The following is an 18,504-nucleotide window of genomic DNA, read 5'->3' as shown; positions in this document are numbered from 1 at the left end:
GGGAGGTGCTGAAATGGACAACTATTATCCAGTCATGCTGAAAATGAAAGGCAAGAGAGCGGTTGTGGTCGGGGGGGGCAAAATAGCAGAGCGAAAAATCAAGGGGTTGCTGGAGGCTGGAGCTGATATCTTAGTGATCAGTCCAAAAGTTACAGATAAGCTCTTACGACTGGCAACGGATAAAACGATAAAATGGGAACAAAAAAGTTTTGAACCAGCAGATATAAAAGGGGCATTCCTTGTTATTACAGCAGTAAATGAGAGGGCAGTCAATCAGAGTGTTCAAGATTCCATCACAGATCAACAGCTCTTCTGCCGGAGTGATGACCAAGGAGAAGGGAATTTTATCCTGCCTTCTCTTTTTCGACAGGGAAAGTTAACGATCGCTGTCTCTACATCAGGAGCTAGTCCTGGAATGGCAAAAAAGATCACGGCCGGCTTTTCCTCTGTCTATGACGATACGTTTGGCGAATATCTTGATTTTTTGGATCAATGCCGTAAGTATATACGAACCTCTATAAAGGATCCAGATAAAAGGAAAAGGATATTGACTGAAATTTTGGATGAGGAATTCTTGAATCTTTCCCATAAGGAGAGAGAAGAGAGATTTCTCGGATTATGTATAGAGAGGGGATGAGTGTTTTGAATAAAGGTAAGGTGTACCTCGTTGGAGCAGGTCCCGGAGATCCGAAGCTCATTACGGTTCATGGGATGGAATGTATCAAAAAAGCGGATGTTATCGCCTATGACCGCTTGATCAACAAAGAGCTCTTAAACTATGCCAAAGAAACGGCAGAACTGATCTATTGCGGGAAACTGCCGGGCAAACACGCGCTTATCCAGGAACAGATCCACGAGCTTTTAGTTGAAAAAGCGAATGAAGGAAAAGTCGTTACCCGTTTAAAAGGAGGTGACCCTTGTGTGTTCGGAAGAGTTGGAGAAGAAGCCGAAATATTGGCTGAGCACGATATACCGTTCGAAATCGTTCCTGGTGTCACCTCAGGAATCGCGGCACCTGCCTATGCGGGCATTCCTGTCACACATAGAGATCATGCCGGTTCTTTTACGATCGTTACAGGTCATGGCCGGAAAGAAAAAGGACAAGACTTCATTAACTGGAAAGCACTGGCAGAAGGCAGTGATACGATCGCTTTTTATATGGGCATCGGCAACTTGAAGAATATCTGCAGTGAGCTTATCACCCACGGCAAGAGTCCGGACACACACGCGGCAGTTATTGAATGGGGGACGACTCCCCGGCAGAGAACGGTAACAGGGACACTGGAGACGATTGAAAAGATGGTCGAAGAAGCAGCCATCTCTCATCCTTCGATGGTCATCGTCGGAGAAGTGGTGCAGCTTAGAGAAAAAATTCGGTGGTTCGATAAAAAGGAAGAAGTGTTAGCATGACTCAAAGGGGAATGACACTCGTTTATACAGGACATGGAAAGGGAAAGACAACGGCTGCTTTAGGGTTAGCTCTTAGAGCCGCCGGCAGAGGAAAGAAAGTGTTGATCCTGCAATTCATTAAATCACCATCCCGAACGTATGGCGAGAAACTGATGTTTGATAAGATGGGCATCGAGATGATTCAGACAGGCATTGGTTTTACATGGACAAAGACACCTGAGGAACATCGGGAAGCATTAAAAGAATCCTGGATCCTTGCAAAGGAAAAGCTCTTATCACCAGACTACGATATGCTTGTGCTGGATGAGATCAACAATGCGCTTTCCATTGATAAATTCCCGATTGACGATGTGCTGCCGCTGGATGAAGTCGTTGCAAGCATCCTAAACCGTCCGCCCGCTATGCACGTGGTCTTAACCGGAAGGAACGCCAGAAAGGAGATCACCGATATAGCCGACTTAGTGACGGAGATGCAGTCCGTCAAGCATTATTATGATGAAGGAGTATCTGCCATTAAAGGCATTGAATTTTAACGGTTCTACATAAAAATGCAACCCTCCCTTATTAAAAAGAGAGGGTTGCTTGTGCTTTACTTGATGATGTTAATGAATATTATATTAATACGCTTTTACCAACCCAACAGAGGACTTACGTACAAATTGGCTATACTGATAAAGAAACAATAACTAGTTTAAAAACTTTGAAACCTTTTATTATGAAGAATGATGCCGAGAATGACGTACGGACGATTCAGGAAAAGCTATTTCTTGAAAGAACTTATGATAAATCTTGATACGAGTTGGTGGTTTTGTAACTAGATTGATTATTGATTATGCAGGGTGGGTGACTATGTTAAAAGAAATTTGTGTAGAGAACTTTACAATTGTTCCTGAAGCAATAATAAGGGGTGCTAATCGCATTGAACTTTGTGATAATCTATCTGTTGGCGGCACCACGGTTAGTCATGGGGTGGCTTCAAAAACCATTCAATACTGTAAAAGCAAAAATATTAAGGTTATGACAATGATCAGACCCAGAGGTGGAAGCTTTATTTATAATAAAGAAGAAATAGAGATTATGCAGAATGATATTGCTCATTTTAAACAGTTGGGAACAGATGGAGTGGTGATAGGCTGTTTAACTGATTCAGGTTGGATTGATGAGGATGCAATGCTTACTCTCCTAGATGATGCAAAAGGGTTGGATATCACCTTTCACATGGCGTTTGACCAAATCCAACATGAATATCAATTTGATGCTATTGATTGGCTAGTGAAACATCGTGTGAATAGAATATTAACTCACGGAGGACCTAATAATTTACCTATTGAACATAACATGATTAGGTTAAAGGAATATGTGGATTATGCGGCAGGAAGAATAATTATCTTACCTGGCGGCGGAATCTCTGATAAGAATCTTCATTATATCACGGATAATTTAAATATAAGAGAAGTTCATGGGACAAAAATAGTAGGGGATTTTTGAACTTTGTAAGAGGGCTTAATCCATCATCATCTTACTACTATTATAAATCTAAGATCAGAGGAGTCTGCTGAGCTGTTTTAGCGTTTTATCGTTTTGGAGTTTTTATTCTAATCAGTGCATTTCTCTAAGAAGGAGAAGTGCTCTTTTTAATTGGATCTCAGGATAAACCAAATTGAGTTTACCCCTAAACGACCTTTATAAGGATATTATAGAGGCGGAAGCGATCCCACTTACCCACATTTTTAGAAAACTAAATATAATTGTTGCTAATTGTATAGTTAATTCCAATATAAAATAATAAGGGAGTGGTGGAAGAATCATTCTTCCACAATCGGGTGCGTTTCTTCAAAAAGGAAAGGGTGTTACTAATCGTCCTGTACATTAATATCGAGATTGTCTGAATTTTTTTTTCCCGTTAGTAGTTAGATTAAGTAAATAGCGGTGTGAAAAATATCTGTTTATTGCAATTACAGAGTGATATTATGTTACAGTATGACATCTTAGATAAGAGATTAAGGGGTAGAGAAAATGAAGAAATGGTTATTGATAGGATTACTTGTTATAGTAGCAGTAGGGGGCACAATAATAAGTACCAAAATTATCTCCACAAAAAAGCAAACTAATGAATTCTATGCATTTAGGGAGTATTTAGATAAGGAATATTTTCCTTTATTAGAAGATACACGTAAGCATATTTCCAAAGCTGGGGAGACAACAGATGCATTTGCAAGAAGTGATTGGTATGTTCTCGAAAATGGACTCGAAGAGAATTATGAACTCAATAGACGTCTAGATACAGCTAGAGAAAAAATTATTAATAAAGATGTAAAATATGAAGATACTTTAGCACTTAAGAAGAATATATTAAATAGTATTACACAAAACAAAGAGGTTTTAAAAACTGTAGAAATATATAATGGAATAGATGATGTATTAATATATGATGATTTATTTTCCAAGGAAGTAGATAAACTTTCAAAAAATATTGATGAAATGAATAGAATTTTAGGTAAATACTATGAATAGAATTAAAAAGCCCTCTTTACGGAGAGGGGCTTTTTTTATAATGTGGATGATTTTCTTTTTAAACTATCCACCCTTCAAAGGGTGCTTATCTGTAATAAGGTAAGTGCTTTTTTATTAAATTACAATTGATAGTCAAAATACCTTTTTAAACTAGCTTTTCCCTTACTAGTAATTTTAACAGCCCGAGTAGAAGGAATATGAGTGATCCATTGATTATCAAAAAAATGACTAGCCAGTGCACTCCCTAGCGTACCTGCTAAGTGGTGCTGTCTTTCACTCCAATCCAAGCAAACTCGTGAAAATGAGCGTCGTTTCTTTCTTAATAAAGACAAGTTTAATCCTAAATCAGAAAATAATAGATTTCCACTTTCTGTAACTTCAAACTGTTCCTCAGTTTTTATCAAATATCCATTTTTGACCATAGATTCTGTTAAACCTACTCCTAATTTCCCAGCTAAATGATCATAACAAGTTCTAGCTTCACATAAGGCTGTTGTTTGCACATTTTGTTTGAATGATCTTATTTCAACCGGACGTGAGATAGTGAGGAAGGACTCTAATAATTGTGCGACCTCTTGATTCGCCAAATGATAATAATGAAAACGTCCATGTTTTTCCATCTTGATCACTTTGCTTTTACTTAGTTTGGACAAATGAAAACTGGCAGTTTGAGGTTTGATTTTTGCTAGGAGAGCCAATTCACTAGCTGTATGAAATCTGCCATCTAAAAGGCTGATTAATATTTCTGCTCTGGATGGATCGGCTAATAGAGAAGCTATTTCTGCGATATTAGGACTTCCATTCATAAAGAATTCACCTCATTATTTGTATTCCATATTTCGATGATACTTTAAATATCTGGGATATACAATGAACAAATAAAGGAGTTATTAATCTTAGAATAAAAGGAGAGAAGCAATTATGGTAATTTATCAAAATGCAGGAGGATCTCATGAATAAGTATATTTTTGGATTATTAGTAATAATAACAACGGCGTTAATGGGATCTTCATTTGCCATAGGGAAAATGGGATTAGTTTATTCATCGCCTCTTTTATTGGCAGCATTTCGATTCTCACTAGCTGGGGTAATAATGGCATTAATTGTAAGGATACTAAAGAGACCTCATCCTAAAACAACTAATTCGTGGATCATGATCTTTATAATTGGTTTTTTTCAAACAACAGGGGTTATGGGCTGTATTTTCATGAGTTTAAGAACCATCACGGCAGGTGAATCTTCTATTCTCACTTTTTTAAATCCCCTATTGGTAGTAGTTATAAGTACGTTAGTTTTAAAAATAAAATATAATAATATTCAGTGGTTGGGTGTTATTTTAGGTTTTGTAGGTGTATTTATTACAATGGGTAGTCACCTGGAATTAAGAATAGGTACATTATTTGGATTTGTCTCAGCAATATCTTGGGCTGTCGGGACAATACTCGCAAAAACGTGGGGACAACAATTTGACACATGGGTTTTATCCGCATATCAAATGCTATTTGGGGGCTTAGTCCTTTTTGGTTGCAGTTTTCTTTTTGAAAATCCAGCTTTAATTTTCACTTTTAATTTTTTGTTCATCCTATCATGGCTGGTTATTATGTCCTCTATAGTCCAGTTTGCTGTTTGGTACTATCTCTTACAAAAAGGTGACCCAGGCAGGACCAGTGCTTATTTATTTTTAGCTCCTTTTTTTGGTGTTGTTTCGGGTTGGCTTATACTCGGGGAGCGCTTAGAGTCGTACATAATACTTGGTGGGTTGTTTATCGTTGGGGGTATTATTTTAGTTAACGGAAATTTCTATAGAACAAGATCTGTAAAAGATGATATTACTTTTTAAGTTGTCTTGTTGTTTTTAAGTTAAATTTCATCCTGCATTTCCATAGAACTCTCTAACGCCCGCCAAGTTGGTTGTAATGAGTTATTCCACAATCGGGTGCATTTCTTCAGGAAGGAGAAGTGCTCTTTTTTATTGAACTTATTGAACAAACGGGCAGGATTATAGAATAAGAATGGTTACAAATTTTAGCGTTAAAATACAAGAAAGCCGGAATGAGGATAAAATGATGCATAATAACAAATTATGGAATAGGAATTTTTTACTACTGTGTTTTAGTAATTTTTTTATGTTTACTAGCTTTTATATGTTGTTACCAACGTTGCCTGTTTTCTTAGTGGAACATCTGGATGGTACAGAACGACAAGTGGGGTTAATTATCGCATTTTTTACAACAGCCCAGATATTTGCCCGTCCTCTTGCCGGGAAGTGGCTGGATGAAATCGGGAGAAAGAAAGTATTTTTGTTCGCCCGTATTGCTTTTTTTATATTAATGTTTTTCTATATAACTATTCCAGGTCTACTTTTATTTTTTCTTTTAAGGTTCATACATGGGTTTAGTTTTGGAATCGCTACAACTGCATCAGGAACAATGGCAGCTGATGTAGTGCCATCTGAATGTCGTGCTGAGGGAATTGGTTATTATGGTGCTTTCATCAGTTTATCCCTTGTAATAGGACCTTCCGTAGGGTTGTGGGTTATGAATAACGGAAGTTTTAATGTTTTGTTTATTTTTAGTTGTGTTCTGGCCGGGATTAGCGCCACCTTAGGAAGTCTGATAAAAGTTGAAGAGCATACACAAAAAGAGCGTGGAGACCAAAAACTATCTCTTATTGAAAAACTTGTCGAACCAAAAGTATTACATATCTGTATTGTTTCTGTCATGATCGTATCTGTATATGGTGGCATAGTATCGTTTATTTCTCTTTATGCAAAAGAATTAGAGATGGTAGAAGCAGCAGGGTACTTTTTTGCTGTTTATTCACTTGTGTTATTAGTAATAAGGCCTCTTTCTGGAAAAATATCCGATAAATATGGAGCTTCTTTTGTCATCTATCCGGGAATGTTATTGTGTATCGTAGGAACGTTTGTGTTAAGTCAATCGAATACCTTTACTATCTTTTTGCTTTCAGCATTTCTAATAAGTCTCGGATTAGGATCTATACAACCGAGCTTACAAGCGCTTGTAATAGATGCTGTGCCTTCTGAACGTAGAGGTGCGGCTACTGCTACTTATTTTATGTCAATTGATTTAGGTATCGCAGGGGGAGCTTTTGTCTTAGGTACCATTGCAAATTATATTGGATACAGTGGTATGTTTTTGTCTTCTTCTTTATTTGTACTTGTGGGCTTAATTTTTTATGGACAATATCAGCTTCGGCAAGTTAAGATGCGAAAAGATCAATTGCATCAAGCTACTAAAAACTCAAGTACACTATAAACAAGATGAATTTTCGTAGTTAAGATTTAATGTAGTAAAGGGAGCAATAAAAAAATTCATTCGGTGAAATTCAGGATTTTTGCGTCACATTCCAGTCTGAGGAAGATTATCTTATTGAATTTTGAGCGTATTTACCCAAGGGGGTTTCGAAATGTTCGGAACTCCCTTTAATGTAACAACTACCCTGTCACTAAGAATACTTTTTGATGGTAGCCAAACATAAACAATACCTTATATTACTGTTGTTGTTTTAAAAACGGTAGTCATGTTATTCCAGAAAAGGGCCAGATTGTTTAGGATCGAACTAAAAGATTATAGAGGTATTTTCGTTAGAATGTGAGTATTACACTTAATCAAACAGAGCAGAAGGCTTAATTTTCATGAAGAGTCTTCTTTTCTTGAAATAAGGATAAATATGGTTATAATTAGTACCAGGTATTAATACTAACTTACAATAAATAGAGGTGGAGTGAATGTTAGGAGCAAGAATAACAGCTATAGGGACATATGTACCCGAAAGAAGATTAACAAATTTTGATCTTGAGCAAATGGTTGATACAAATAATGAGTGGATTATTCAAAGAACCGGAATTCACGAACGTAGAATAACCCGTCCTGATGAATATACCAGTGACTTGTGTGTCTCTGCTGTAAAAGATTTAATGCAAAGATATAATAAAACAGTCGAAGATGTAGATATGATTATTGTGGCAACAAGCACACCAGATTTTCCATTTCCATCTGTCTCAAGTATCATACAGGATCGATTGAAAATATCCCAAACAGGTGCCATAGATTTAAGTGCAGCATGTGCAGGATTTGTTTATGCATTGCATACTGCACACTGCTATATTGCATCTGGACTCCACAAAAAGATACTCGTTATTGGAGCAGATACAATCTCTAAAATTACAGACTATACCGATAGAAATACATGTATATTATTTGGTGATGGTGCTGGAGCTGTATTAGTTGAAAGGGATGAAAAATCAAAAAGCTTCATTGGCTTCCATCTGGGAAGTGATGGAAGAGGAGCACAACATGTATATCGTTCTGGACTATCAAAAAAGGTCAATGATATTGAGTTAATAGATACTCAATACCTTGTACAAAATGGTAGAGAAGTTTTTCGATGGGTTGTAAGGAATGTTCCGGATAGTATTAGACAGATTTCAGAAAAAACACAAACGAGTTTAGATCAAGTTGATTGGTTTATACCTCACAGTGCTAACTTACGGTTGATAGAGCCGATTTGCGAAAAATTAGAATACCCAATCAAAAAAACTCTTTATAGCTTGGTCAACTTTGGAAATACTTCTGCTGCTACAATACCTTTAGCGCTTGACCTTGGAATCCGTGGAGGAAAAGTCAAAAATGGAGACCGAGTACTTATGTACGGTTTTGGAAGTGGTTTGGTTCATGCTGGACAACTTTTACAAATAAATTTTGACCAACAAGTCACAGTGCCAACACCATTGTGAAGTCTTTTGACTATTACCTAGAAAAATAATGAAACAATGGAGGTTATAATGTTGTTTGATACTCAAAAAATTAAAGAAATTATTAAACATCGTTATCCTTTTTCTTTTGCAATATCTTCTAATTACTGTTATAATGAAAATAGAATTATTTTTGTTCGGTGTAATCGATAGTTTGAGATATAATTTTCCTTCTTGAGAATAGATTTGGGCAAGGATAGTAATACATTGTGTGGCAACGCACTGGGAGGCAACAAAAATGGAACAAGGTACAGTAAAATGGTTTAACGCAGAAAAAGGTTTTGGATTTATCGAACGCGAAAATGGAGATGACGTATTCGTACATTTCTCTTCAATCCAAACAGATGGCTTCAAGTCTTTAGACGAAGGCCAAAAAGTAACATTTGAAGTTGAGCAAGGTGCTCGTGGAGCTCAAGCTGCTAACGTTCAAAAAGTATAATTTTAAATAAATTATATTAACAGGCTCTCTATAGAGCCTGTTTTTTTATTGTTATAGAAAACTCAATAAAAAACCCCGCTCAAAAATTTGAGCAGGGAGATGGTACAGGCAAAGTAAATCATTTAAAGCATTAAAGGTTTGTTAACAGTATAACATACTGATTGGCATTCTTGGAAAGTATATGATTGTTTATTCAAAAAAACGCTTGGGAGCTTTCTAAAATACAGCATTATGGTTACTGACATAACTAAAACATTTGTGAAAATACAAAAAAGTTCTTTACTGAATAATAAAGTGTTTCACTCCCTTGGAAAATAAATTCCAAGGGTTTTTTCATTATGGAATACTTTTTGAAATATTATTCATAAACCTTAAGCCAGTTAAGAAACTTATTCCGCAAACGGGCCAGATTGTGGAATAACCCTAAAAAGAAAATTGTGAAGGAATCCACTTAAATTAACGGGGCAGGTTAGTTGCAGAGTTAATAAAAGATGCTCTTTCTTCAGTTTAAGGGGCAGATTGTTAAACAACAGTCTTCAGAAAATTGGATATATATGTTAAGGTTTAGATGATATTGGTTTGTGCTTAAACTTAACTACTTTAAAATTAAATAGGAAAAGTAAATGGGGGAAAGTTTTGATAAAAAAAATTGATATTACTAATTCTAAACTTGCCAAAGAAGTATTAAATATTCAAATATCTTCATATAAGGTAGAAGCAGAAATAATTGACTTTTATGAAATACCGCCATTAAAAGACACAGTTGACACGCTACAACAATGTGGAGAGACTTTCTTTGGCTATTACTTAAATGAAGAGTTATGCGGAGTCATTTCTATAAAAGCAGAAAAGGGTGTAATTGATATCCATAGGTTAATGGTGCATCCTAAACATTTTAGAAAAGGAATTGCCAAGATGTTATTGGATTTCATTGAAAGCAATAAGGGAGGAATTGAAACAATAATAGTGTCAACTGGATCCAAAAATACACCAGCAGTAACCTTCTATTTGGAAAATGGATTTTTAAAAACAGGAGAAACAAGATTAACAGAAAACCTATCTCTAACTTCTTTTAAAAAGGAAATTTAATACGGTTTTATTAAGCAATCGGGTGCATTTCTTCAAGAAGGAGAAGTGCCTTTTTTGATGGAAGTTAAGGGCAGAAGGGTGAGATACAAAGATGAAGTACGGTTTTATTTTAATGAACATTTGCATACTTTTATTTGGTTGCTCAGGTACAAGCTCTTTTGAGGGGAAACTTTTTGAGAACAAAAAAGGTTATCTTATTGTGGATTGTTCTGATGAAGTGAACAAAGGAGAAAATAATGTTAAAGACTTGGGTTATCTTTGTAAAGTGCTTGTTACAGGTAAAACAGCATTCTTCAACGAGAACGGAAAGAAATTGAATGCTAATGAGCTTTCAGAAGGAGCAAATCTAAAAATAGTACTTGTTAGTTCCGATAAAATAAGCAAAAAAGAAGATACCAGAGAGGTAGAAGCTAAGGAAATTCATATACATAATGACTAATCTTGCTTTTAGATTAAAACCAATTGATCTTCAACAATTAGGTGCATTTCTTCAAGAAGGGGAAGTACCATTTTCAGGGCAACGAAAAGAACCAAAACTTTGCTGACGGTTTAACCTTAAAAATGAGTCTTTAATTATAAAAAGCCATGCAATATAACAAGGCTTTCCACTTACTTATCAGCTTTATTGACAGCGTCTTTCAGAATCTAACCTCTTCATCCCATAGTCTTCAACCTCATGATATTTTGCTATGTTAAACATATAAACATCTTCTGAAAACCTTTCCCGTAAGTAGAGTGTTTCATTTCTTTCCACTTTTTTACCAAGCTTGTTTGAATCAGTTCTTGTATTCCACTCATTATTTGCATTCACCTCCAAATTCCAAAATTAAAATTACTGTTTTCCTTTTGATTCTAAAAACGAATCCATTGATTCATCCAATAATCCTTCCCGAATCGGGTCTTCATTGACATTCGTATCTAATTCCATATCTTGGAATGTGACGTATAAAATTTCTTCTTTATTTTGTCGAGTATTCGGATTATCATGGGAAACTGTATTAATCCGGTCATTTTTTTTATGTTTCATTTTAATCTCCTTCTATAACAAGTATTTATTTTAGTATGAGTTTATCCAAGTAAACAGCAGGAGGGGTTAGCACATTTCTCAATGTTGAGCCTGCTCTTATTTCCAATCGTCAAGATAATCTACACATACCTTTTTTAATCCTTGTAATTTGGCTATTAGTCCATCAATATCGGACGTATGTATGGTATCTGCGATCTGGTTATATTCTTCAGTAATGGAATGAATGTGAATTTCCATAGCTCCGTCCCATCTGACATTGGCATCGAATGAGCCATCTGCATCCTGCAATTCTAATCCAATTATCTTTTTTTCTTCATTTAAATGCTTTGATTTGATGACCCACTTCATTGTTACCCCACCTTAAATAAAAAATATTGGATAAAGAGGTTTATTATTAGTCTGTCCTTTTTACCTAATGGCCATTATTGATTGAATAAATTTAAATAAGCAATCAATAGTCAAGCTTTATCGCAAACCAGTTTGTGAAGGGAATTGAAAGAGGGAAAGAGGCACTTATTATCGGCGAGAGGATATATTTCTATAATTTTGTAAAACTAACAATTAAATACCATTCAAACATAACTGGTTGATACCTTACTTAGGCGAAATACATAGAATTCTATTTAATGAAAAGGAAAGGAGAATGCTCCTTGGCAACGAGAAATGAGACAAATAAACGTGTAATCGTTCTATTACTGGATTCTTTAATGACTGCGCCTTTGCAGAAGGCGATCTCAAATGGGCAGGCCATGACGTTTAAATTTCTTATGGATCATGGCCGTTTCTATCCAGAAGTGATCAGCCCGTTTCCTACGATGTCAGTTAATGTGGACAGTACACTGTTAACGGGTGTGTACAGTGATCAGCATAAAGTGCCTGCATTGGTTTGGTATCATCAGGCTGAAAAGAGGATCATCAACTACGGCAGCCATATCCGGGAACTCTTTAAGCTTGGATTGTATCAGTCTATGCATGATATTTTATATAATCTGAATAATGTTCATTTGGCGGATGGGGTGAAAACCATTCATGAAGAAGTATCTCTTTTGGATAAGCGTTCGGCGTCTATTAACACATTAATGTATAGAGGGAGCGCAACCCGTTCTTTAAAAGTGCCTCGTATAATCGCATGGCTGACAGGGAGTCCTAAGACCATACATGTAAATTCTCCTTACATTTTTTCATATGGAGCATTGTCAAAAATGGATCCATCTAACCGTTTACACTATTTTTGGAGAAAGTATGGATTTCATGATGCGTTTAGCGCGAGGGAACTTATTTACCTGATTCAGGAAAATAACCTCCCTGACTTTTCGCTTGTTTATTTTCCTGATGGGGATAAAAGTGTACATAAGAACGGGCCGGATGATGTTAACGCAATAAAGAAAGCAGATGACCATCTTGCTGAAATCTTAAACAGCTTCCCATCAAGGGAAGATGCTATTCGTGACAACATATGGATTATTTTAGGTGACAACGGTCAGGCGTATATTGAACAGGACCGGAATGAAGCACTTGTCGATCTGAGAAACGTATTGGATGATTATCGAATCGTGAAGCTACGGCAGGGAGTCACAGCGGATGATGAAATTGTTTTAGCTGTCAACGAACGGATGGCGTTTATTTATTCACTTGATATAAACCAGTTATCACTCGGTCAGGTTGCCAAAACGATTCAAAAAGAAAGCAGGATCGACCTGATCGCATGGAGGGAAGGAGAAAAGGTACATGTGATTTCAGGTGAGAAAGAAGGTGAACTGATCTTCCAGCCTGAGGGAGAATATCGGGATGAGTACGGGCAAACCTGGAACATAGAGGGATCGCACGACATCCTCGACCTGAACATTACCGATAAACAAATCCGTTTCGGCAACTTTCCAGATGGACTAGGGAGGCTGTACACCTCGTTCTATTCTCATGAAGGAGAATACATCATTATTACGGTCAAGCCAGGATATGAACTGATCGGAGAAGGTTCTCCGACACATGTAGGAGGTGCAAGCCACGGAGCCCTGCATAAGGATGACTCTTTAGTCCCTATGATTGTAACAGGAATAGAATCTGCTCCGAAACATTTCCGCTTTATAGATTTAAAAGAATGGATCATGTCCATGTTAAAACAGGAAAAATAAAGGAACTGCTTTAGGAAGCGTCCTTTTTTATCTTTACACATATTTTATTAGCACTTTTCTTAAATCTGTATGTTGGTCGTTATAATCCATAAGCCTTTTATTAAAAGTCTGTATACCACCTTTATTCTCTAAAAACGATAAAAGGCTTCTCTCTAATTCGTAGATCTTTATGGCCAGTTTCTCCTTAAGCAGAACAATGAAGAAGTACCAATGATTAAAGGAAATCGTGGACGAGATAATTTCAAAATTGGAGATTATTACATTAAACAAAAAGGAAGAGGTCATTCACAATCTAGGTGGTTGAGGACCAGAAAATTTAGACAACAGGAAAAGGAAACGGAGCATATCGCTCGGTTTCCTTTTTTAATTTTACTTTGCTAGATAGAGAGTTAAAGCTATAGAAGCATGGGTTGTTGTTACAAATAGTCATTTTACTAGAATAGATTTTATTAAAATTTTTAAAAAATATGTCGAGCATTTAAATTAGAAACTTATTGTTGTAAATTCATCAACTTGTCATTACCACTTAATAGGTTGGTTTTTTTATGGACTCTGTTAAATTATTAACTTTTGAGATAAGAACCGTGCTAAATATAAAAGTAGTAATGAGACCTAAGATAGCAAAGAAAATTAATGCGGCGAAGCCAGTTTCAGTACGCATACTTAACCTCCAAATTGATTAATGCTTTTATTATTTGTATTCAAATACCTTTTATCCATAATTATCAGGCTTCCAAGATATAACAGCTTTTTTACACTTCGTTCTTTTCCCTATATGATGAAATGGATTTATAGAACAGCAAGAACCCGGTTTGTGTCATCAGATAGATCGGAAAAGAATAATAGGTATTATAAGCATCCTTATAATGAAAGACACCCACCTGGGAACAAACCCATTCAAATGCAATACCAAACAATGAAAAGGTCATAATATAAAAAGCATTTCCGAAACCTTTCACACTGAACAATACATATAAGTAAATGAAGAAATAACCAAAGGGTGCATATAAAAGATAGGCTGTATAATCCATGACCGAATATGCTGGACCGTCCATGATATCGTAAAGGTCAATAGAATGACTTCCAATCGCATTATCTAGTACCATAGGGACCGCTGTAGCAAATAACATTAACAAAACTGTAGTTGAAACGGGTAACCGCTTTGGCAGCAAATACATGATGGCGTATAAAATCAAAATGGATGCGATGATAAAATAATCATTGAAATCAAAAGCTTTTTCAGTGAAAGGCATATTATTTCTCATTACTTTTTGCACATCCTTTTAAATCCTCTTAAAGCGAAGATAGATAGGAAAAGTAAAAGCAACCGATACACGATTAAGACAACTAACTTCCAAAATCCACTTGATTCAATGATTTTTAAACTGAAGATCTGATATTCTAAAAGGGCGGTTACAACTATAAAAATCAACAGAATAGCGGCTTTTTTCTGAATAGAAGTTACTTGGTGATATAAGTAGATTGTAATTGTATATAATGCTGGAATTGTTATCGTTTGATATAGAGAAAATGAAATATATAACCGCATGTCATTGGTTATCTTGTAAAAGTGGAATGCATCACCAAGCAGATAAGGAACGTTACTGTTTATTATTTCGACAAATAAAAATACAAAAGCTAGTTGTTGTTTATGAGATTTTTTGTAAATGGGAACCAATATCCCAATCAGGAACCAGGTTATAAACAAGCTTAAAGAGATAACCATTTTATGTCACCAATAGAATTCGCCATTCAGACTTTAAACTAGTTTTGGAATCTGAGGATTTAATTATTCATACCTGATATAAATATGTATTGTCTTATAGAAACCAGGAAAACGTACAAAAAAGAGGCTGGCGAGAAAATGTCTTCGAAAATTAGCCTCTTTAGCTTTTTATGATAAGGTCCTTAAAAAGCAGCATATCATATTGGTGAATTTCTGGACTTTTGATTTAACCGGGGTTTCATCAAAAAGCTGCTGAAAAGGTTTTAATAAGGGCTGAAGGACCGTTTCCGTTTGCGCTGTAGTCGAATAAATCGCTTTGTTCTTTCATTAAAGGGCATGATGCTTATGCAGCTGGTCTGCCAATGATGCGGTTTTTTATTTAAAAAGGTAAAGGAGAGTTGATTAAATTATTATTAGGCCAGGTGTTAACTAACATAAAAAGAATAATTTTGATGTCTCACCCTATGAACTGGTTATGATTCATAGAAGTCTAATTTTACACCTGGGAACGGACACCCGGGCTTTTTTGTATGATACCCCCCTAACTAAAAATCTCTTTAATTTGCTTTTTGATTTGCTTAGGATCGTGAATGGCATCATGAACTTCAAGGTACTTATCCAGACTCCAGATTGCGAACCATAACAAAAATGTGGAATAAGTGATCGTCGAAATTCTATATAAGGAAAAGTAATAAAAGAGCCCTTTTAATCATTTTAATGTTTAATTATTTGATTGATCTCAAACGGGGCTTTTCTAGCTTTATTAAAACCAGAGACGATATCTAAAATTGATGCAAGAATCATGAAACCCGCAATGGTAACAGTGAGCCAGCTTAGATTTGTTTTAAAGCTTGTGGTCATGATTTTAATAAATTTCTCGTTAAATAATGCTGAGTCGTTTAACATCACGAGCAGCAGTACAACAGAAAAGAAATGGTACAGCATATTTAGATAAGCGAGCTGTTTGGTCCATCTGGCAATAAAAAACTTGTAGATGGCTAGCCCGACTTCAATGAGAATCAGGAGAATTAAGTAGGGTGCATACATTAGCAATACATCGCCATTAAAAAGCTGAGTCTCAAGCCGCAACCCCTCTAACCCTTTACCCGTTTGTTCATACCATCCTAATAGATCTGATGCATTCAGTAAGATCGTTGCCCATAGCACAGTCCAAAACAAACTGAAAAAGACTTCGCATTTTGGGATCTGTCTATGTTGCTTAACTTTTTGTAATTCCACAAGTTCATCCGGCGTCCATGGTTTTCTTTTTGTATACACCTTTTCAGTTGAAACACCAGCATGTTCTAGAAAAGTGAAAACGATCGTAACCCAGAAGAAAACATAGGCAAGATTATTTAAACTAGAAAGGAGAATCTTTAGAAGAAGCCCTCCAATATAAGTGAACAGGGATGTTTCTCCATCAAAAGTGAAGATGCCATTCACGAAAAGGACGATACAGTTGATGACGACTGAAAATGTGGCCGCTACTATTAATACATTGATATAAGTTTCATAGAATAGCGGGCCAATGATATACCGTAGTTTGGCATGATACTCGTTTGCCATATTCGCTGGATCACCTAGCTTCATAAGGACGTTCTTCACATCTTCATCGGTAAAATCATCTGGCAGCATATCCTCGATCGTCGATCTTAGTTCCAGCTCTATGTCCTCCCTCATTTTTTTAGGTAGCCGACGTGTCACTTCACTAATATATGATTCAATCAAATTCATTCTGAAATTCCTCCTTGCAACATCGAATTTAATTGCATTGCCGTCTGGAGCCATTCTTCCTTCAGCTGCTGAAATACTTCCCTTCCAAAATCACTTAGCATGTAATATTTTCTAGGTCTGTTTTCGGTTGTATCCCATTCACTTGTTAACAGTTCTTGTTTCTCGAGTCTTCGCAGTAATGGATATAATGTGCTTTGGTCTATAGATACATTGTTTTCTTCTAATCGTTGAACAAGGGAGTACCCGTATTGGGGAGATTGAAGCTGGCTGAGTACCGCTAACGTAAGCGTTCCTCTGCGAAGTTCAGTCTTAAGAGAAAGAATTAAATCGCTCATGCAATCACCTCGATTTTAGTAACAGTGTATGTCGTACAGTACTGTAAAGTTCCTAATATCATGGAATTTATATTATTTTTATAAGAAATAACGAATACATGGAAACATGGGAATAGTTTTTGGAAGAGTAAATTGGGGTATTCCAGAGTTGTTGTTTCTTTTATTTGCAGAAATTCTTGAAATAAAAGATATAAGGGTAATGTTCATCTGTAAAATAGGGATGAAAAGCAATGGACTAAAGCTAGTCCACTGCTTCTTCATATTTATGTATAGCTTTTACTTTTGAAAAAGGGACTAACTTTATATCATTGTCTAGACTCTTAATACGAAACTCCATCTTATGCGGTTCGATGTAATGAATATGGCCGCTTATTGTATTCAGGAGTTTTTTTAGGTAAACAACAAACGTTAACGGAAAGTTATGTTCCATCGCTTCAAGTACCAACTCGTTGATTCCTTCCAGTTGCTGCTCATCGATACTATGCTCAGGAATATCATGATATTCCTCATTTATATACCTCCTTAATTCCTTCACATGCTCAGGTAGCATCAAACTCGTCCACTTGATATTTCCTCGATCACGAATGGTCATAATATCGCTCCTTATGAAAAGTATATACGAACACACGTTCTGTTATCTACTGGACAATTTTTGATTGTTTTCTTTTATTAGAAGAATTTTGTCAAAAAAACTAGAAAAATAACAGTTATTGTAAAAAGTCAAGAGAGGTGTAGGGAATGAGAAAGTTTTCGAAGTGAGAAACAGACTTTATAAATGGCTGTACGAAAGCAATTCTAGACAATGATACGAGCCGTGAACACTGGTTGTTCGTCGTTAAAGGTGTTCGTCACTATGTTACTCATAAAGATGAGACATACATTGAGAATCATCCGATCTTCAAGCACGCTAAGAGTATCTGTGTAGTGGGTGAAAACTTGATCGTGAACTGGCACCAGAGAGCGGGAAACAATGACCTTTCAAAACCCTGGATTACCCGGTCTTTAAGAGAAATGCTTATAAGCTGCGAGTCAGTTGCAGAAATGGCCTATCGAAACTTTAAAAAAGATGCTATGACTGATTTATTAGTTATCGTAAAGTCAGGCAGGGTAACAGGAAAGAGAAGATATTTGGGTACATTTAAAATGTTTGTTAGAAAAACAATTTGCACTAAAAGAGACAACTGTCAAATTTTCATGTTTTTTTCATAATTAAATCGAATAATGTTAAGTTTGGACCTTTGAGCTGACATAAAAAGTGAGCTCTTTTTAATAATTCACTATACAGACCAATATTGTGGCATTCCACTCACTTTTAAAAAAC

23 protein-coding genes are annotated in these 18,504 nt (G+C 36.0%); 13 read left to right on the top strand and 10 right to left on the bottom strand.

Annotation, left to right across the window (positions count from 1 at the left end):
• The first annotated feature begins 13 nt into the window (after positions 1-13).
• The 5 genes from IEV52_RS09590 (at position 14) to IEV52_RS09570 (ending at position 3,924) form a co-directional block, all read left to right on the top strand.
• On the top strand, positions 14-637 hold the full coding sequence (locus IEV52_RS09590) for an NAD(P)-binding protein (RefSeq protein WP_188402346.1): 624 nt from the start codon (positions 14-16) through the stop codon (positions 635-637).
• A 5-nt stretch (positions 638-642) separates the two neighbouring features.
• On the top strand, positions 643-1,410 hold the full coding sequence (cobA, locus tag IEV52_RS09585) for a uroporphyrinogen-III C-methyltransferase (protein ID WP_188402345.1): 768 nt from the start codon (positions 643-645) through the stop codon (positions 1,408-1,410).
• A complete protein-coding gene (gene cobO, locus IEV52_RS09580) occupies positions 1,407-1,943 on the top strand; it encodes a cob(I)yrinic acid a,c-diamide adenosyltransferase (protein ID WP_188402344.1) in 537 nt (178 codons plus the stop codon). The genes cobA and cobO overlap by 4 nt, the downstream gene beginning before the upstream one ends.
• A 316-nt stretch (positions 1,944-2,259) precedes the next feature.
• Entirely contained in the window at positions 2,260-2,898 is a 639-nt protein-coding gene (locus IEV52_RS09575; RefSeq protein ID WP_188402343.1) for a copper homeostasis protein CutC, read from the top strand.
• A 528-nt stretch (positions 2,899-3,426) separates the two neighbouring features.
• A complete protein-coding gene (locus tag IEV52_RS09570; RefSeq protein WP_188402342.1) occupies positions 3,427-3,924 on the top strand; it encodes a hypothetical protein in 498 nt (165 codons plus the stop codon).
• Between the two features lie 119 nt (positions 3,925-4,043).
• Here IEV52_RS09570 and IEV52_RS09565 read toward each other — a convergent pair whose 3' ends face one another.
• Positions 4,044-4,730 carry an ArsR/SmtB family transcription factor gene (locus tag IEV52_RS09565; RefSeq protein ID WP_188402341.1) on the bottom strand — a complete coding sequence of 229 codons (687 nt, stop codon included), beginning with the start codon at positions 4,728-4,730 and terminating at the stop codon, positions 4,044-4,046.
• 146 nt (positions 4,731-4,876) lie between these two features.
• On the opposite strand from IEV52_RS09565, the gene IEV52_RS09560 reads away from it, so the two are divergent.
• The 6 genes from IEV52_RS09560 (at position 4,877) to IEV52_RS09535 (ending at position 10,668) form a co-directional block, all read left to right on the top strand.
• On the top strand, positions 4,877-5,764 hold the full coding sequence (locus IEV52_RS09560; RefSeq protein ID WP_188402340.1) for a DMT family transporter: 888 nt from the start codon (positions 4,877-4,879) through the stop codon (positions 5,762-5,764).
• A gap of 226 nt (positions 5,765-5,990) precedes the next feature.
• Positions 5,991-7,202, top strand: coding sequence for an MFS transporter (locus IEV52_RS09555; RefSeq protein ID WP_229754249.1), 1,212 nt, complete (start codon positions 5,991-5,993; stop codon positions 7,200-7,202).
• A gap of 473 nt (positions 7,203-7,675) precedes the next feature.
• Positions 7,676-8,683: a ketoacyl-ACP synthase III gene (locus tag IEV52_RS09550; RefSeq protein WP_188402338.1), complete on the top strand. Its 1,008-nt coding sequence runs from the start codon at positions 7,676-7,678 to the stop codon at positions 8,681-8,683.
• Positions 8,684-8,939: 256 nt separating this feature from the next.
• The gene (locus tag IEV52_RS09545) at positions 8,940-9,140 is read left to right on the top strand and encodes a cold-shock protein (RefSeq protein ID WP_188401087.1); all 201 of its coding nucleotides are present in this window, start codon (positions 8,940-8,942) and stop codon (positions 9,138-9,140) included.
• A 636-nt stretch (positions 9,141-9,776) separates the two neighbouring features.
• Complete coding sequence (locus tag IEV52_RS09540) at positions 9,777-10,229, top strand: GNAT family N-acetyltransferase (RefSeq protein ID WP_188402337.1); 453 nt, start codon at positions 9,777-9,779, stop codon at positions 10,227-10,229.
• 91 nt (positions 10,230-10,320) lie between these two features.
• Complete coding sequence (locus IEV52_RS09535; protein ID WP_188402336.1) at positions 10,321-10,668, top strand: hypothetical protein; 348 nt, start codon at positions 10,321-10,323, stop codon at positions 10,666-10,668.
• Positions 10,669-10,851: 183 nt separating this feature from the next.
• On the opposite strand, the gene IEV52_RS09530 is transcribed toward IEV52_RS09535, so the two are convergent.
• The 3 genes from IEV52_RS09530 to IEV52_RS09520 all read right to left on the bottom strand — a co-directional run bounded on the left by IEV52_RS09530 (position 10,852) and on the right by IEV52_RS09520 (position 11,604).
• Positions 10,852-11,040 (bottom strand): hypothetical protein, encoded by a 189-nt coding sequence (locus tag IEV52_RS09530; protein ID WP_188402335.1) that lies wholly within the window; start codon positions 11,038-11,040, stop codon positions 10,852-10,854.
• 21 nt (positions 11,041-11,061) lie between these two features.
• Positions 11,062-11,256 carry a hypothetical protein gene (locus tag IEV52_RS09525; protein WP_188402334.1) on the bottom strand — a complete coding sequence of 65 codons (195 nt, stop codon included), beginning with the start codon at positions 11,254-11,256 and terminating at the stop codon, positions 11,062-11,064.
• Between the two features lie 96 nt (positions 11,257-11,352).
• Complete coding sequence (locus IEV52_RS09520; protein ID WP_188402333.1) at positions 11,353-11,604, bottom strand: hypothetical protein; 252 nt, start codon at positions 11,602-11,604, stop codon at positions 11,353-11,355.
• Positions 11,605-11,906: 302 nt separating this feature from the next.
• On the opposite strand from IEV52_RS09520, the gene IEV52_RS09515 reads away from it, so the two are divergent.
• Positions 11,907-13,388: an alkaline phosphatase family protein gene (locus tag IEV52_RS09515; RefSeq protein ID WP_268234766.1), complete on the top strand. Its 1,482-nt coding sequence runs from the start codon at positions 11,907-11,909 to the stop codon at positions 13,386-13,388.
• A 526-nt stretch (positions 13,389-13,914) separates the two neighbouring features.
• On the opposite strand, the gene IEV52_RS22555 is transcribed toward IEV52_RS09515, so the two are convergent.
• The 6 genes from IEV52_RS22555 to IEV52_RS09490 form a co-directional block, all read right to left on the bottom strand.
• Positions 13,915-14,049: a hypothetical protein gene (locus tag IEV52_RS22555; RefSeq protein WP_268234765.1), complete on the bottom strand. Its 135-nt coding sequence runs from the start codon at positions 14,047-14,049 to the stop codon at positions 13,915-13,917.
• Positions 14,050-14,140: 91 nt separating this feature from the next.
• Positions 14,141-14,653, bottom strand: a complete 513-nt coding sequence (locus IEV52_RS09510) for a hypothetical protein (protein WP_188402331.1) — start codon at positions 14,651-14,653, stop codon at positions 14,141-14,143.
• Positions 14,653-15,114: a hypothetical protein gene (locus IEV52_RS09505; protein ID WP_188402330.1), complete on the bottom strand. Its 462-nt coding sequence runs from the start codon at positions 15,112-15,114 to the stop codon at positions 14,653-14,655. The genes IEV52_RS09510 and IEV52_RS09505 overlap by 1 nt, the downstream gene beginning before the upstream one ends.
• Before the next feature lie 714 nt (positions 15,115-15,828).
• Positions 15,829-16,848, bottom strand: a complete 1,020-nt coding sequence (locus IEV52_RS09500) for an HAAS signaling domain-containing protein (RefSeq protein WP_188402329.1) — start codon at positions 16,846-16,848, stop codon at positions 15,829-15,831.
• On the bottom strand, positions 16,845-17,183 hold the full coding sequence (locus tag IEV52_RS09495) for a PadR family transcriptional regulator (RefSeq protein WP_188402328.1): 339 nt from the start codon (positions 17,181-17,183) through the stop codon (positions 16,845-16,847). The genes IEV52_RS09500 and IEV52_RS09495 overlap by 4 nt, the downstream gene beginning before the upstream one ends.
• Positions 17,184-17,424: 241 nt before the next feature.
• Positions 17,425-17,775, bottom strand: a complete 351-nt coding sequence (locus IEV52_RS09490; protein ID WP_188402327.1) for a YolD-like family protein — start codon at positions 17,773-17,775, stop codon at positions 17,425-17,427.
• A 233-nt stretch (positions 17,776-18,008) separates the two neighbouring features.
• Here IEV52_RS09490 and IEV52_RS09485 point away from each other — a divergent pair, with 233 nt between their 5' ends.
• Complete coding sequence (locus IEV52_RS09485) at positions 18,009-18,392, top strand: hypothetical protein (RefSeq protein ID WP_188402326.1); 384 nt, start codon at positions 18,009-18,011, stop codon at positions 18,390-18,392.
• Positions 18,393-18,504 lie beyond the last annotated feature (112 nt).

The organism is Fictibacillus barbaricus (assembly GCF_014635025.1).
In the GTDB taxonomy this organism is placed as follows: Bacteria; Bacillota; Bacilli; order Bacillales; family Fictibacillaceae; genus Fictibacillus; species Fictibacillus barbaricus.
Note: the sequence above shows the minus strand (reverse complement) of the source record. Positions and strands in the feature narration are given on the sequence as shown.